We start from the raw sequence: 15,393 nt of genomic DNA on the forward strand, positions 1-15,393 counted from the left end.
AATACGTCGGGTTCGCCTGCCGCAGCGCACCCCACGCTCATTCCCTCGCCGCAGTAGCAAGGGCGGGACTCGCACCGGCCTCGGGTTTTCCGCCATACGGTTGCGTCCATAAACTGTATACAGTCTGGCGTACAGATGTGTGAGCCATCGGCCCCAGGCCCGTGCTCGCCCCCTTCGCCATCCGCGCCAGGAGCTCCCTGCATGACCGCTTCCTCTTCCTCCGTCCACCCCGTCGACGAGCGGCTGCCCGCCGGCAAGCTCACCGCACTCGGCCTGCAGCATGTGCTGGTGATGTACGCCGGCGCGGTGGCCGTGCCGCTGATCGTCGGCCGCGCGCTCAAGCTCAGTCCCGACGAGGTCGCGCTGCTGATCTCGGCCGACCTCTTCTGCTGCGGCATCGCCACGCTGATCCAGGCGCTGGGCGCCACGCAATGGTTCGGCATCAAGCTGCCGGTGATGATGGGCGTGACCTTCGCCTCGGTCGCTCCCATGGTCGCGATCGCCAACGCCAACCCGGGCCAGAACGGGGCGCAGCTGCTTTTCGGCGCCATCATCGGCGCGGGCGTCATCTCGATACTGATCGCGCCGCTGGTCTCGCGCATGCTGCGCTTCTTCCCGCCGGTGGTGACCGGCACCATCATCGCGGTGATCGGCATCAGCCTGATGCGCGTGGGCATCAACTGGATCTTCGGCAACCCGGTGGGACCGACGGCGCCCGCGCTGGTCGACCCGGTCTACGCCAAGTGGCTGGCCGAGGTCACCTCGCCGGGCAGCTCGGTGCCGCCCATCCCCAAGGGGCTGGCCATCGTGCCCTCGGTGCCGAATCCCAAGTATGCCGACCTGGGCGGCCTGGGCATCGCGGCGCTGGTGCTGGTGTCGATCCTGCTGATCGTGAAATACGCCCGCGGCTTCATCGCCAACATCTCCGTACTGCTGGGCATCGTGATCGGCGCCGTGGTCGCCACGGTCTTCGGCTTCATGACCTTCGAGAAAGTGGGCAAGGCTGCCTGGGTCGACGTGGTGCTGCCCTTCCACTTCGGCATGCCGCAGTTCGACCCGATCCTGATCCTCACCATGACGCTGATCATGATCGTGGTGATGATCGAGTCCACCGGCATGTTCCTCGCGCTCGGCGAGATGACCGGCCGCAACATCGGCCAGAAGGACCTGGCCCGCGGCCTGCGCACCGACGGCCTGGGCACGCTGATCGGCGGCGTGTTCAACACCTTCCCCTACACCAGCTTCTCGCAGAACGTCGGGCTGGTGGCGGTGACCGGCATCAAGAGCCGCTTCGTCTGCGTGGCCGGCGGCGTGATCCTGATCGTGCTGGGCCTCCTGCCCAAGATGGCGGCGCTGGTGGAGTCGCTGCCCACGGTGGTGCTGGGCGGTGCGGGCCTGGTGATGTTCGGCATGGTCGCGGCCACCGGCATCCGCATCCTCGGCGGCGTGGACTTCAAGGGCAACCGCCACAACGCGATGATCGTCGCGGTGTCGATCGGCATCGGCATGATTCCGCTGATCGCGCCCAACTTCAAGCAATGGATGCCGCATGCGATCCACTCGCTGGTGGAGTCGGGCATCCTCCTGGCGTCGATCGCGGCGGTGCTGCTGAATCTCTTCTTGAACGGCGCGAAGCAGGACGATGAAGCGGTGATTGCCGCGGCCAAGCAGGCCGAGGCACACTGAGGCGCTCCAAAGCTTCTGCTGCAGAAGCAGCAGAAGCTGAATCCGTGCGTTGCGCATAGCCTCGCCGGACACATTTGCGAGCGTGCTTTGAGGCGCGGGTCATGCTTGAAAGACCGAGCCGGTAACCTTTGCGCGACAAAAAGCGAGTATTTGATAGCTCCTGGCTCGGCTACAGTCCGCGCCACATCAAGAAGCCAGGGGCCCCATGAGAAAGAAAAATCCCGCTGCATTGCCAGCGCACGCATCGAGTTCGCGCACGTCGATGCCATCCGATCGCCGCGTATCGATCCGGATTCCGTTCCGCAACGTCCTCGCCGCTTGCCCGTGCGCCGCTGCTCTCGCAGCCCACGCCGGTTCCGTGAGCTACAGCTATGACGCCCTGGGCCGCTTGGCCAGCACCGTCTACAGCAACGGTGCTTCCTCCACCACGATCACCTACAGCTACGACCCCGCGGGCAATCGCACCTCGGTGGTGAACACCACGCCGTAGCTTCGGCGCGCTGTCGCAGCCCCGGGCCCGGAGGGCAGGGCTGCTCGTTTCCTTTTCCATCAAAACACTGGGGGAGTTCCCATGTCCAAGCTCGCGCGCGCCTGCGCCGTTGTCGTGGCCGTTGCCACATCGCTTGCAGGCGGCATCGCTGCTGCGCAGATGCAGAGCGGCGCGACTCGCAAGGCGGCACCGCCTTCCGTCGCCCTTGGCGTTCCCGCTGCCAGTGCCAATGCCAAGCCCAACATCAGCCAGCGTTCGTCCACCAATGCCACCGCGGGATGGGGCAGCTCATTGAACTTCGCCAGCGGCCAACCCGCCCTGCGCTACCTGCCGGACGATCTGCCCACGGCGAGGGACCCTGTACGGCGAGAGGCCGTCAAGGACGGTGCCAAGGAGTCCGGAGTCTCCACCCGCAGCGCCACCGCACCCGGCGCCGCCGGCACCGGCGAGTTCGCCCCGGCCCCCGGCGTGCTGCGCGCCAACATGCCCCCGGTCACCTTCGCCGACGCGCAGCGCGTCCTGAAGGCCAGGGTGCTTCCGGCCAACGTCAATCAAGGCGTCACTGCGGCCCCCAAGACCAACAAGACCTCGGCCTCGGCTTCGACATCGGTCATGAAGATCTCCGGCGATGGCAACGCCTTGGGCCCCGCCTCCATCGCCGAGCTCGCGCGCTCCTTGCGCCACCACCCCGATCTCATCTACCAGTACGTCCGCAACAACATCGAGTACTACCCTGTCTTCGGATCGCAAAAAGGAGCCCTTGGCTCGGTGCTGGACAACCAGGCCACCGCCCACGACCAAGCCACCTTGATGGTCGAGCTCCTGCGCGCCTCGGGCGTCGAGGCCAACTACGTGCGCGGCATCGCCAAGCTCAGCGCTGCGCAGCTCGGTGAGTGGTGGGGCGTGAGCACCGCCAACGCCTGCGGCGTCCTGTCCCTGCTCGGCCAGGCCCAGATCCCCGTCTACGAGATCAACGCCACCAGCGCCGGCAGCTGCCCCGGCACCGTGGCCGCCTTGACCGATGTGTCCTTCGAGCACGTCTGGGTCAAGGTCAAGATCAACGGCAGCTGGTATGCCTTCGACCCCAGCTACAAGCCCCACACCTTCAAGAGCGGCATCGACCTCGCCAGCGCCGCCACCACCGGCTACGACGCGGCAAGCCATCTGGCCTCCGCCCAGAGCGGCGCCACCGTCACTGGCGACTACGTCCAGAACATCCACCGGGCCAACATCCGCAGCAAGCTCGCCGGCTACGCCACCAACCTTGCCGGGTACCTGCGCGCCAACAAGCCCGCCGCCACGCTGGACGACGTCCTCGGCGGCAAGACCATCACCCCCTTCTACGGGGCGCTGCGCCAGAGCGCGCTGCCCTACCAGAACACCGCCTGGGGCAGCGAGGAATTGGCGGAGCTGCCGGGCTACATGAAGCCCACCCTGCGCATCCAGTACCAGGGCATCGACCAGACCTACACCTCCGACGCCATCTATGGCCGGCGTCTGACCCTCACCTACAACGGCGCCAATCAACCCGTGCTCAAGCTCGATGGCGTCGCGGTGGGCAATCCCGGCACGGCAGTGACCCCCGGCACCTCGACGGCGATCACCTTCACCGTCACCCACAACGCCTACGTCTCCACCTGGGCCAACCACAGCTTCACCCAGAAGATCAAGGGCGGCGGCACCAACACCTTCCTCATTGCCAACGGCTGGGGGCCCGCAGGCCGTGGCCCCGCGGAGAACTACCGCCGCATCCAGAGCGACCTCAAGGCTTCCGGCGCCGCCGATGCCTCCGAACCTTTGCTCGGCTCCACCCTCGCCGTCATGGGCGCCCAGTGGATCGCGCAGAACACCCACGCCGGCTCGATCACCGAGCGCATCGCCGACACGACTTTGCTGCACCAGCACCAGGTCGGCATCGTGGGCTACACCGGCAGTGCCTACGTCGACCTCCCGAGCAACGTGCTGGCCGTGGCCAACCTCGCGGGCAATGTCGACAAGGAGAGCGCGGCCTTTGCCAACTGGGGCATGCACGTGAGCATTCTCGAGTCCACCGCCGTGCAGCAGACCACCGGCGTGCCGGCCGTTTCCACCGTCAAGCTCATCGACCTGGCCTCGGCCGCCGGCCAGCGCATCTACAACGCGACATCCGCCAACTACGCCAGTGCCGTGCAGCCCAATCTGGTGAACTGCAGTGCGCACCTGGCCAACTTCAGCAACTACCTGGCCTCGGGCCTGCGCCTGATCCTGCCGGCGCGCTGCGACATCGCCGAGAACAGCTGGGCGGGGGCCGGTTACTTCACCGTGGGTTCCGGCCTCTACCTGGGCTCCGTCATCAGCAACGGCCTCTCGGGCGGCCACTCGACGTACGACCAGTCGGCCGGGGCGGCCAACCTGGCCAGCTACGCCTACGACGGCGTGGGCCGGCGCACCACGGTGACCTTGGGCAACGGCACCACCATCGAGCGCGGCTATGACGCCCACGGCGCCTTGGCCAACCTGAGGAACTTCCTGGCTTCGCCCTCCCAGGGGGTGCAGTACACGTACACGCGCAACCAGCTGCGCGAGCTCAAGAACGTGAGTTGGACCAACAACCTGTACCAGTGGAGCGGAGCCACGCCGGGGACCAGGAGCTACACCAGCAACGGGTTGAACCAGTACACCGCAGCCGGTGGCGCAGCCATGGGCTATGACGCCAACGGCAACCTGACGAGCGACGGCACTTGGAGCTACGGCTACGACCTGGACAACCGGCTGAAGAGCGCGAACAAGAGCGGAACGGCAGCGAGCCTCGCCTACGACGCCGAGGGGCGCCTGCGACAAACGGTGATCGGGGCCAGCACGACGAACCTGCTGTACGACGCTGCGGACCTGATCGCCAAGTACGACGCGGCGGGCACCACGCTGCAAAGGCGCTATGTGCACGGCCCCGGCACCGACGAGCCCATCGTCTGGTACGAGGGATCGGGCACCACCGCGAAGAACTGGCTGTATGCGGACCACCTGGGCAGCATCGTGGCCACGGCCAATGCGACGGGCGCGAGCACGGGCATCTACAGCTATGGGCCCTACGGCGACGCAAATCAATGGCCGCGACTTCTCTGGACATGCGCTTGATCAGATGCAAAACCGGGGCGTGATGCCTTCGATTGTCAAAAATGCGCTGAGCACTGGGACGCAGTTCACGACGCGAGCCGGTACGAACGGCGTCTACGATGCCGTCAACAATGTTCGGGTCATTGTGAATTCCGAGACAGGGCGGGTTGTGACGGTGATTCGAGGAGCGCCATGATGAGCGAAGCAGCAGAACGAGCACGGTACTTGCGTCAGAAGATCAAGGATGTGCTGCTTAACGAATGGGACCCGATAGGAGTTCAGGCAATACCTGAGGCGCAGGATGAATACGATGACTACGTCCCAAGGGTTTACTCGATGTTGATCGCGCGCAAGCCGATCAAGGAGGTATTTGAATACCGCTTGTGGGTTGAAAATGAACACATGGGTCTCACAGCAGACAGAAACCGAACGCAAAGCATCGCCGAGAGGCTGGTTGGCTTGGTCGTTTGATCTGAGTCGCCCGGCATTCTTAAAGAGGCCTACAGGTCTTCAACCGACAACGCGAAACCTCGCTGGCGATGCGCTCCCAGCGGAGTGTCATCTGTATGCCTACGGAGACAACAACCCGGCAAGCCGGACCGGCTCGCTCGCTCGCGAAGTAGTGGCACCGGTCGCAGGTCTCGAAAGAGCCATCAGCAATGCCTGGGGCACTTCAATGGCGCGATCCTGATCGCCGAGTACGACGCGGCGGGCACGACGCTGCAAAGGCGTTACGTGCATGGCCCCGGTACCAACGAACCCATCGTCTGATACGAGGGGTCAGGCACCACTGCGAAGAACTGGCTCTACGCGGACCACCTGGGCAGCATCGTGGCCACCGCCAATGCGACGGGCGCGAGCACGGGCATCTACAGCTATGGGCCCTATGGCGAGCCGAACACCACGACGGGGCCGAGGTTCAGATACATCGGCCAGCAGCTCATCGGCGAGCTCGGACTGTACTACTACAAGGCGCGCTTCTACTCGCCGAGCCTCGGCCGGTTCCTGCAGACCGACCCATGCGCTACAAGGACGACGTCAACCTGTATGCCTACGTGGGCAACACCCCGGCGAACAGGACCGACCCCTCCGGACTGAAAGCCAGCGACGCAGCGGCGCTGGCTGCTGGCGTTGGCGGAGCCCCGAGCCGCGGATCCGGCGCGGGGGACTACGTCATAGGCAGCGGCTCCGATCATCAAAAACCATGACACACATGCATCTGAGAGCCGGAATTTCCGATACCGAGTGGTTTCGCAGATCTCTATTCGAGGCGAGAACGGATCAAGTCGGAATGTGGCAGATGGTGAAAGCGGGACGAGAGGGATTCGGCTTGAGCGGCACTGTGCTCGCGGCTTTCGTGAGGCGCTTTATAGAGGAGATGGTTGCTGGCGGTGCCGAGCCGATCGTTGGCGACATGTCGGCGCCGTTTGGCTGGAGTCGAACGACCAAGTACGGCATCAGGCCCCTGGACATCGCAATTTCACTTGTTGACGAATGGACGAGATCTGGCGTTGATCCTGATGTCGACGGAGTCTGGTTTGCCTTTCCGTCAGCTTTTTGAAGGGGCAGATGGCAATGCTTGCCGGCCCGTGGGTGTGGTTCCGATTGACGCCGAGACCCTGCCTGCTATGCTGGCCCGCGATCAATAACGCGGTGCTCCCGCGCAGGAGCCCCTTCGAGGAGCTGCGATGGTCTCGAATGTCTCGGTCGCGATCTCTTCCGTGGCGCACGCGCTGACGCGCGCTCGCAACGAGGGCTTCGAATCCGCCAGCGCCGCCGACGTCGAGGAAGCCTGCTTCCTGGCCGAGCTCCGGCGCTGCCGCAGCAGCGCGGCGCAAGTGCAGCACCCGCCCGGCGTCTTCCATTCGGTCGACGATCACGTGATGTCGCTGCTGCAGACTTATCTGGCGCACGAAGCGAAGCAGGCCGCCAAGGGCAGCAGCCTGGTGCCGGCGAACCTGGCCACCGCCGAGGGCTACGAGGCCAAGTTCGACAACGTCGATCCCGGCTGGATCTGGAGCCTGCGCGACTGGATCAAGAAACTGCGCAAGCACGAGTTCCTCGACGCGGCGCCCGGCTCGCAGGAGATCGCGAACGACTACCGCCTCGCGCTGCTGAGCGACTGGGGCACCGGGCTCTACGGCGCACCGGTCTGCGCCCGCTCGATCGAAAGCGACAAGCAGGCCATCGACATGGTGCTGCACCTGGGCGACATCTACTACGCGGGCGACGCCGACGAGGTCGACGAGCGCTTCCTCGCGCACTGGCCCCGGCATCCGGGCGCCGCGAACCGCGCGCTCAACGGCAACCACGAGATGTACACCGGCGGCAACGCCTACTTCGACCGCATCCTGGGCAGCGCCGCCTTCGCGCAGCCGGCCAGCTACTTCGCGCTGCACAACGAGCACTGGCTGCTGGTCGGGCTGGACACCGCCTATGCCGAACACGACCTGTACGGCACGCAGACGGCCTGGCTGCGCGCGCTGGCGGATGCGCTGCCCGGGCACGGCATCCTGCTGTTCTCGCATCACCAGCCCTTCTCGGCCTTCGAGTCGCAGGGCCCGCTGCTGCAGCACAAGCTGATGCCGTTGCTGTCGACCGGCCGCGTCGCCGCCTGGTACTGGGGCCATGAGCACAGCTGCGTGCGCTACGACCGGCATCCGGGCTGGAAGATGCACGGGCGCTGCATCGGCCACAGCGGCTTTCCCTATTTCAGGCTGGTCAAGAACGGAGCGCGCAACGAGACGCGCTGGGTCCGCTTCGACGCCGCCAACTACCTGCCCGGCGGCGTGGTGTTGGACGGGCCCAACCCCTATGTGACCGAGAACCCCGCACGCTACGGACCCAACGGCTACGTGACGCTGGACCTCAAGGGTCGCACCGTCCACGAGACCTATTGGGCCCCGGACGGTGACCAGCCGCTCGACGAGTTCGATTTCGAGTTCGAGGCGCCATGAAGCGGCTCAGCCCGGAACAGCTGGAGGCCGCGCGCGATGCGCTGGTCGATGGCTACCGCAACTGGGCCGCGCTGAAACAACTCGCAGCCTTCGCACTCGACATCAATCTGGAGGCAAAGGTCGGCAAGGGCCCGCTGGACGACGTGGCCTTCGACCTGATCGAACTCACCGAGGCCCGGGGTTGGACCGAGATGCTGTTGCGCGACGCGGTCGCGCGCAATCCCGGCAATCCCATGCTGCAGGCACTCGCGCTGAGCCACGGCTTCGCGCCCGCACCCTTCACCGGGCCCCGGGCCGCCCAACTGGACGCCGGCTTCCAGGCCAGGATCATCCAGGCCTCAGGACTCGAATCCACCGGCCGCTGGCGGCAGCAGATGATCCAGCGCGAGCGCCGCGTCTGCCAGATCCGCGCCGGCGGCAATGCGGTCGGCACCGGCTTCCTGGTCGCCCCCCGGCTGGTGATGAGCAACTGGCATGTCTTCGAATCGCCGCGCGGCTCCGGCCAGCTCGGCGCTCCCGGCGGCTATTCGGCCTGCTTCGACTTCCGCGCCGCCGAAGGCCATGAGCCGGCCGACGCGGGCATCGACGTGCCCTTCGACGCCGCCGCGGGCTACCAGGACGCCAGCCACAAGCTGGAGCTGGACTATGTCCTGCTCCCCCTTTCGCGCGAGATCGGCAGCGAGCCCGTGGCCGGCGGCACGAAGCGCGGCTGGCTGGCCCTGGGCACGCGCGCCTTCGAGTTGCCCAAGGAAAGCTGCCTGGTGCTGCAGCACCCAGCCGGCCGCACGATCGAGGTGGCGCCCGGCGTGGTCACCCAGTGGCTGCCGGGCCACGAGCAGGCCATCTACGAGCACTCGGCCGAGACCGAAGACGGTTCCTCGGGCTCGCCCTGCTTTGCCGCGGACTGGGCCCTGCTGGCGATGCACCACCGGGTCGACCCCGAGACGCATGCCGCCAACCGGGCCATCGCGACGAGCGCCATCCTCCAGCGCATGGGCGCCATCGGCAAGCTGGGGCTCTTGCCCGCGCTGGACTGAGCGCCTTTCCGGAGAGAAGCACTTGGCGTACCGCGACCACATCGAAGCCTTCCGCGACGCCCTCATCGATGCCTTCACCACGCGCGCCGCGCTGGACCAGTTCGCGCGCGCGACCCGCCAGGTCAAGAGCCTCGCGGCCAATGTGGGCGAGGGCCCGCTGGCCGACGTGGCCTACGACTTCCTGAACCTGGTACAGGCTCAGGGCGGCGAGAGCGGACTGGCCGCGGCACTGGAAGTCGCGCTCGCGCGGCGTCCGCGCAACGACAGCCTGCTCGCCTTCGCCCGCCAGGTCGGCGCCGAGCGCGCCGGCAGCAGCGCCGAGCTGCTGCACACCCGCACCTTCGACCTGCGGCCGCTGGAAGCGATATGGCGCAAGGAGCTCGCCGTGCCGCGCAAGCGGCTGGTGGCGTTCGTCCTGTGCGGCGCCGAGCAGACCGTCGTCGGCAATGTGATCGAGCGCCTGCGCCTGCACCTGGGCGTGCCGGCCTCGACCAGCGCCTCGCGTCTGCGGCTGGACGAGAAGTTCACGCCCATCGACAAGACCATCGAGCTGCTCATCAAGCTCAAGGCCAGGCTGAAGGTGGAGCACGTGGTCTGCATGGTGGATGCCGACAACGCCCCGGACGAGGCGCTCGCGCTGCTGCTGGGCAGGCTCTTCGCCGCCTATGCCGAGGCGCAGAGCCATCACCTGGTGCTGCTGTTCAACACGCGCCCGGACGGCCAGTCGCCCGCGGGCTGCAGCCTGCTGCCGCTGCCGCAGTTCCAGGACACCGATCTCTACGAGTGGGTCGAGGACGTGACCCGCGACAAGGGCTGGCCCCTCGAACTGCGCGACGAGTTCAAGCTCTGGCTGTACCAGGTGGCCGACCAGGCGCCCGCCCCATCGACCGACGTCGCCTATTTCGCGCTCGAGACCGCCATCGCCCTGCTGCGCCAGAACCTGCCGCAGGCGGCGCTGCGCGAGCATTTCAAGTCGCCGCCCTGAGCGGACACATCGGAAGAGGACTGTTCATGAGCTCCCGCCACCAGATCGACCTGTCCCTGCGCTTCAACCGCCTCGCCAAGCTGCCGGACACCCGCAAGATCGAGGCGGCCGACCTCGACCCGGTGCCCGCCAGCCGCCCCGCCAAGGTGGAGGTGCAGCGCGAGGCCTACCTCGCCAGCGCCACGCTGGAGGAAGTGGTCAACCTGGCGATCGCGCTCGGGCGGCCGCTGCTGCTGCAAGGCGACCCGGGCTGCGGCAAGACCCGGCTGGCCCACGCGGTCGCCTATGCGCTGGGCCTGCCCATCGAGGAGAGCTACATCAAGTCCACCAGCAAGGCGCAGGACCTGCTCTACACCTACGACGCGGTTCGGCGCCTGCACGACGCGCAGCTGCCGCCGGCCGAGGGCGAGCGCCGCGGCGCGAACACGGTGGCCGACTACATCCGCTTCGGACCGCTGGGCCGCGCCATCATCCGCGCCCACCACGGCCGCCGCTCGGTGGTGCTCATCGACGAAGTGGACAAGGCCGACCTCGACTTCCCCAACGACCTGCTGCGCGAGCTCGACCGGCTCGAGTTCGATGTCGCCGAGGCGCCCAAGATCGGCTTCCGGGTACCGCAGGACCAGCCGGCCCTGCGCCCCATCATCTTCGTGACCCACAACGAGGAGAAGGCGCTGCCGACCGCCTTCCTGCGCCGCTGCATCTTTCACTACGTGGAGTTTCCCAAGGACGAGCTGGACGCGATCCTGTCCCGGCACAGCATCGACAGTGCCGCGCTGCGCAAGAAGGCCATCGAGGTGGTGAACACCTTGCGCGAGCGCCAGCTGCTCAAGAAGCCTGGCCTCTCGGAGCTGCTCGACTGGGTCGGCTACCTGCAGGCGCGCAAGATCAAGCCGGGCGAGCTGGACCGCCTGCCGGCGGTGCAGGCGCTGATCAAGAACGTCGCCGACCTGAAGCAGGCGCACGAAGCTTTCCCTTCGTCCATGCCGGCGGCGCGCCGTGTCTGAAGCGAACGCGTTCGCGCTGGTGCGCGAACTGTTCAGGCAGCTCCAGCGGCGGCGCCTCCCGATCGGCCCGCCCGACCTCGACGCGCTGCGCATGGCACTCACCGCCGGCTTCGGCTGGTCCTCGCAGGATGCGCTGCGCGACCTGATGGTCGCGCTGTGGGCCAAGTCGCCGCACGAAGCCGACATCGTGCGCGCCCTGTTCGCCCGGCTGGCCTGGCCCGAGGACTGGACGCCCGAGCCCGATGCCGCCGCGCCTGGGGCGATGGCCGCGCCCGGCCGGCCTGCGCACGCGGGCAGCGACGCGCAGGCCCCGCGCGAAGCGCCTGTGCCCGAGCGTGTCGAAGAGATCCAGATCAGCGTCAGCCGCAAGCCGCTCGGCATCCCGGAGCTCACGCTGGCCGGCGTGCAGATCGCGGATGTGCGGCTGGTGCTGGTCGAGCAGTACCCGCTCACGCACCGCGAGATCGCGCAGGCCTTCCGGCGCCTGCGCCGACCCATGCGCTTCGGCCCGCCCGCCGAACTCGACATCGACCAGACGCTGCGCCAGCGCCTGCGCACCGGCGTCGCGATGCCGCCGGTGCTGGTGCCGCGGCGTCGCAACGCCTCGCGGCTGGCGCTGTTCGTCGACGTGGAAGGCTCGATGGCGCCCTACGCACCCTTCGTCGAGGCCTTCTGCACCGCGGTGCGCGAGGCCGGCATGCTGCAGCAGACCTCCTTGCACTACTTCCACGACGTGCCGACCGAAGGCACCGACCGTTCGCTGCTGGCCGAGCTGGACGCCGGCGACTTCTTCCCCGCGCTCGACCCGGTGCTCTCGCGCATCGAGCCGCTGGACACAGGCCGGGTGTATGCCGACCCGCAGCTCGAGAAGGGCCTGCCACTGCGCGAACTTCTGGCAACGATGGCGCCCGGCACTGCGGCGCTGGTCGTCGGCGATGCCGGCGCCGCGCGCGGCCGCGCCGACCCGGCCCGCGTGCAGGACTCGCTGGCCTTCGTCAAGGCCTTGCGCCGCCGTGCCTCGGTCGTGGTCTGGCTCAACCCGGTGCCCCAGCCCTTGTGGGCTCACACCGTGGCGGCGCACCTGGCGCGGCACGTGCCCATGTATGCGCTCGACCGGCCCGGCATCCAGCTCGCGGTCAACGCGCTGCGCGGGCATCCGGTGAACCTGGAGCGCCCCCTGTGAGCGAGGACGCCGCCCGCCAGCTGGCCGAGCGGAGGCTGCGGCAGTTCGAACGCGCGCTGCACGCGGCCGCCGGGACGATGGGCGAGCCCGACCCGCAGGCCCTGGTGCGCTCCGCGCTCGACCTGGCGGCCCACGCCGCGCTGGCGGTAGCCTTCGATCCCGGCCTGCTGCACCTGCTGCGCATCAACTTCTTCTTCGAGCGCGAGCGTGTGCCGCACTGGGTCGAAGCCCGGCTGCTGCTGTCGACGCTGTGCCGCGATGCCGAGGGCAACGGCCTCTACATGATGGATGCCCCGGTGCGCGAGCTGCTGCTGATGCGCCTGGTCGCGCATCATGGCCCGGACCGGCTGCGCGCCGTCGCCACCCTGCTGTGGCAGTACGCGGAGCGCCGCACGGCATGGTTCGAGCGCTCGGAGCTGCGGCATGCGCAGCAGCTCACGGCCCTGAACTTCCTCGCGCCGGAACGCGCCCAGGCCTGGCTGGATGCGGCGGCGCACGGCAGCGGGCCGGCCAGCCTGTCGAAGAACTGGTTCGTGGCCATGCGCGGCGCCATGCCCGCCATGCCGCCGGTGCCCCAGGGCGGCAACCCGGCGGCAGTCTGCCGGGCGCTGCGGGAGCTCGACTTCGTGGCGCAGCGGGCGGCCCATCGCGACGCCCTGCGCCGATCCGACGGGCACGAGCTGCTCCTGATCCGGGGCCCGCGCGACCATGGCCACCGCTGGGTGCTGCTGCGGCTGCTCGGGCACTTCGAGCGGGCACCGGGCCTGCTGTGGCTGGCGGTGGACCCGGTCGCTCCAGGCTCGCTGCGCGCATCGCTCGCCCTCGCGCTCGGCCTGGAGGCGCAGGCGCCGTGGCCGCGCATCCGCAAGCGTGCGGCGTCGCTCGCCCGGTCGAGGCCGCTCGCCATCGCGATCGACGGCGTCGAGCGGCTGAACGAAGCACAGCGCACCGAACTGCGGGACCTGCAGGCCGCCGAACTCCCGGCCTCCCTGTACCTGCTGGATCGCGCCGAGGGTTCCGAAGCGGTGATCGGTGAAGGCGCGCTCGTCGGGGTGATGCTGCTCACCGGCTCCAGCGGCCTGCTGCCCGCCGTGGGCCGCATCGCGCAGGAAGACCTGCGCTACTGGATCGACCGGCATGGCGGCGAGGCAGGCCTCGATGGCCTTGGCCCCGAGGAAACGCGCGATGCCGCCGGGCTCGCCGACGAGATCCTGAAGGCCACCGGCGGCGTGCCGGAGCGGGTGCTCGAGCACCTGTGCGTGCGCTGCGGCGTGCGCTGGCCCGAGGTGCTGGCCGTCGCCGAAGCACCCTTTGCGCTGGCGCTGCCGCCGGCCGACGATGCCATCGCCGAGCCGGACGAGCAGCAGCGCGCCGGTGCCACCTTCCTGCCCCTGATGCCGCTGCGCGGCACGGTGATCTTGCCCGGTCGCATGGCGTCGCTGACGCTGACCCGGACCGAGTCCATGATGGGCCTGTTCAAGGTGCAGAACGGCAGCGACAACACCGTCTTCGCCGTGCTCGACGAGAGTGCTGGCGAGCGCTTCGATCCGCGCCGGCTGCGCGGGATCGGCACCATCGCTGCCGTGTCCGGCCACCGGCCGCGCGACGAAGGCGTCGAGGTCACGCTCTGGGGCATGGGCCGCGCCGTCGGCACGCCGATGCAGGACCCCGCCGAGGGCGGCGCCGTGCTCGCCCGCATGGACCCGCTGCCCGAGGCCACGGACCGAAGCACGCCGCCCGAAGCGCGCGAGGCCGTCGTCGATGCGCTGCGCGCGCTGGTGCGCCTCGGCGGCGTGGGCGGCAAGACGGTCGACCTGATGCGCGAAGCACCGCTGGTCGCGGCCTGCTACCAGTTGGCCGAGATGCTGTCCCTGGCGCCCCCGGACCGGCAGAAGCTGCTCGAAGCGGACGAGGCTTTCCCCATGTTGCAGCAGTTGCGCGCCGCGGTGATCGCGCGCATCGAGGACGGGCTCCCCAAAGATTTCGGCGAAGACGGCTGGGGCTTCGAGCGCCTCGGCGAATTGCTCCGCGCGGCATTCGACATCGCGCAACTGGGCGAGCTGTTCGAGACCCGGATCTCCGCCACGGCCGACCGGCCGGATGTGTTCACCGCACTCGCGAGAAGCACCGCCGCGAGCGGCCGGCTGCGCCGGATCATGGCGCACGCGCTCGCGCGCCGCCCCGAGGACGACGCCCTGTGGGAACACGTGGAAGCGATGACCCAGCAGCCCGAGCACCCGCAGGCTCCGCCCAAGCCCGCCGCCAGGCCGCCACGCGCGACATCCCTCAAGCTCTGGCCCAACGGCAGCACGCTGCGCGTCGCCTTCCTCGGCGGCGACGCGAAGCTGCGCCAGCGGGTGATGCGCTGCGCGGCGCAGTGGTTCGAGTTCGCCAACCTGCATTGCGAAGTGCTGCCTCGGGGCAGCAAGGAGACGGCCGACATCCGCATCGCATTCCAGCGCAACGAGGGCAGCTGGTCCTACGTGGGCACCGACGCGCGCACCATCCCGGCCAAGGAGCCCACGATGAACTTCGGCTGGCTCGACCACGACACGTCCGAGACCGAGTTCCAACGGGTCGTGCTCAAGGAATTCGGCCATGCGCTGGGTCTGTGGCAGGAACACAAGAACCCGACGGGCGGCATCGAATGGGATCGCGAGGCGGTGCTGAAGCACTTCAGCGGCCCGCCCAACGGCTGGTCGAAGGAGACGATCGACCACAACATCCTCAGGCCGAACCCGCCCAGCCGTCCGCCCTACCGGCCCTTCGACGCGCAGTCGGTGATGCTGCACGACTTCCCGGCCGAGCTCGTGCGCTCGCGCCAGCCGATCCAGGGCGGGAGCACGCTGTCGGCCTCGGACAAGGCCTTCATCGCCGCGCTCTATCCGCCCAGGACGGCCGTAGTGCGGCCGCTTCGCAAAGCGCCTGCGCGCAAGAAGCGCTAGGCGGGCTCCT

The 15,393-nt window shown here is 68.3% G+C and carries 13 protein-coding genes; all 13 read left to right on the forward strand.

Annotation, left to right across the window (positions count from 1 at the left end; translation table 11 throughout):
• Positions 1-201: 201 nt before the first annotated feature.
• The 13 genes from GXN78_RS22900 (at position 202) to GXN78_RS22955 (ending at position 15,383) form a co-directional block, all read left to right on the forward strand.
• Complete coding sequence (locus GXN78_RS22900) at positions 202-1,686, forward strand: nucleobase:cation symporter-2 family protein (protein ID WP_106557637.1); 1,485 nt, start codon at positions 202-204, stop codon at positions 1,684-1,686.
• Between the two features lie 262 nt (positions 1,687-1,948).
• On the forward strand, positions 1,949-2,176 hold the full coding sequence (locus GXN78_RS42230; RefSeq protein WP_106557636.1) for an RHS repeat domain-containing protein: 228 nt from the start codon (positions 1,949-1,951) through the stop codon (positions 2,174-2,176).
• Positions 2,177-2,257: 81 nt separating this feature from the next.
• Complete coding sequence (locus GXN78_RS22910) at positions 2,258-5,290, forward strand: transglutaminase domain-containing protein (protein ID WP_106557635.1); 3,033 nt, start codon at positions 2,258-2,260, stop codon at positions 5,288-5,290.
• Positions 5,291-5,464: 174 nt separating this feature from the next.
• Positions 5,465-5,740 (forward strand): hypothetical protein, encoded by a 276-nt coding sequence (locus GXN78_RS22915; protein ID WP_146163073.1) that lies wholly within the window; start codon positions 5,465-5,467, stop codon positions 5,738-5,740.
• 360 nt (positions 5,741-6,100) lie between these two features.
• Positions 6,101-6,367, forward strand: coding sequence for an RHS repeat-associated core domain-containing protein (locus GXN78_RS41415; RefSeq protein ID WP_239142865.1), 267 nt, complete (start codon positions 6,101-6,103; stop codon positions 6,365-6,367).
• Positions 6,289-6,477: a hypothetical protein gene (locus GXN78_RS41420; protein ID WP_239142931.1), complete on the forward strand. Its 189-nt coding sequence runs from the start codon at positions 6,289-6,291 to the stop codon at positions 6,475-6,477. The genes GXN78_RS41415 and GXN78_RS41420 overlap by 79 nt, the downstream gene beginning before the upstream one ends.
• Entirely contained in the window at positions 6,474-6,830 is a 357-nt protein-coding gene (locus GXN78_RS22925; RefSeq protein ID WP_164255670.1) for a hypothetical protein, read from the forward strand. The genes GXN78_RS41420 and GXN78_RS22925 overlap by 4 nt, the downstream gene beginning before the upstream one ends.
• 127 nt (positions 6,831-6,957) lie before the next feature.
• The gene (locus tag GXN78_RS22930) at positions 6,958-8,226 is read left to right on the forward strand and encodes a metallophosphoesterase (RefSeq protein ID WP_106557632.1); all 1,269 of its coding nucleotides are present in this window, start codon (positions 6,958-6,960) and stop codon (positions 8,224-8,226) included.
• Positions 8,223-9,263: an effector-associated domain EAD1-containing protein gene (locus GXN78_RS22935; RefSeq protein ID WP_106557631.1), complete on the forward strand. Its 1,041-nt coding sequence runs from the start codon at positions 8,223-8,225 to the stop codon at positions 9,261-9,263. Before GXN78_RS22930 ends, GXN78_RS22935 begins: the two co-directional genes overlap by 4 nt.
• Positions 9,264-9,285: 22 nt before the next feature.
• On the forward strand, positions 9,286-10,248 hold the full coding sequence (locus GXN78_RS22940) for an effector-associated domain EAD1-containing protein (RefSeq protein ID WP_164255672.1): 963 nt from the start codon (positions 9,286-9,288) through the stop codon (positions 10,246-10,248).
• A 26-nt stretch (positions 10,249-10,274) separates the two neighbouring features.
• The gene (locus GXN78_RS22945; protein ID WP_106557630.1) at positions 10,275-11,255 is read left to right on the forward strand and encodes a MoxR family ATPase; all 981 of its coding nucleotides are present in this window, start codon (positions 10,275-10,277) and stop codon (positions 11,253-11,255) included.
• Positions 11,248-12,438 carry a VWA domain-containing protein gene (locus GXN78_RS22950; protein ID WP_106557629.1) on the forward strand — a complete coding sequence of 397 codons (1,191 nt, stop codon included), beginning with the start codon at positions 11,248-11,250 and terminating at the stop codon, positions 12,436-12,438. Before GXN78_RS22945 ends, GXN78_RS22950 begins: the two co-directional genes overlap by 8 nt.
• The gene (locus GXN78_RS22955; protein WP_106557628.1) at positions 12,435-15,383 is read left to right on the forward strand and encodes an LON peptidase substrate-binding domain-containing protein; all 2,949 of its coding nucleotides are present in this window, start codon (positions 12,435-12,437) and stop codon (positions 15,381-15,383) included. Before GXN78_RS22950 ends, GXN78_RS22955 begins: the two co-directional genes overlap by 4 nt.
• The last annotated feature ends 10 nt before the right edge of the window (positions 15,384-15,393 follow it).

The sequence above is a fragment of the Variovorax sp. WS11 genome, from assembly GCF_010499245.1.
GTDB lineage: Bacteria > Pseudomonadota > Gammaproteobacteria > Burkholderiales > Burkholderiaceae_C > Variovorax.

Excerpts from the sequence above, each read along its gene's own strand:
- GXN78_RS22900 (WP_106557637.1), top strand. The coding sequence starts at position 202 with ATGACCGCTTCCTCTTCCTCCGTCCACCCCGTCGACGAGCGGCTGCCC.
- GXN78_RS42230 (WP_106557636.1), top strand. The coding sequence starts at position 1,949 with ATGCCATCCGATCGCCGCGTATCGATCCGGATTCCGTTCCGCAACGTC.
- GXN78_RS22910 (WP_106557635.1), top strand. The coding sequence starts at position 2,258 with ATGTCCAAGCTCGCGCGCGCCTGCGCCGTTGTCGTGGCCGTTGCCACA.
- GXN78_RS22915 (WP_146163073.1), top strand. The coding sequence starts at position 5,465 with ATGAGCGAAGCAGCAGAACGAGCACGGTACTTGCGTCAGAAGATCAAG.
- GXN78_RS41420 (WP_239142931.1), top strand. The coding sequence starts at position 6,289 with ATGCGCTACAAGGACGACGTCAACCTGTATGCCTACGTGGGCAACACC.
- GXN78_RS22925 (WP_164255670.1), top strand. The coding sequence starts at position 6,474 with ATGACACACATGCATCTGAGAGCCGGAATTTCCGATACCGAGTGGTTT.
- GXN78_RS22930 (WP_106557632.1), top strand. The coding sequence starts at position 6,958 with ATGGTCTCGAATGTCTCGGTCGCGATCTCTTCCGTGGCGCACGCGCTG.
- GXN78_RS22935 (WP_106557631.1), top strand. The coding sequence starts at position 8,223 with ATGAAGCGGCTCAGCCCGGAACAGCTGGAGGCCGCGCGCGATGCGCTG.
- GXN78_RS22945 (WP_106557630.1), top strand. The coding sequence starts at position 10,275 with ATGAGCTCCCGCCACCAGATCGACCTGTCCCTGCGCTTCAACCGCCTC.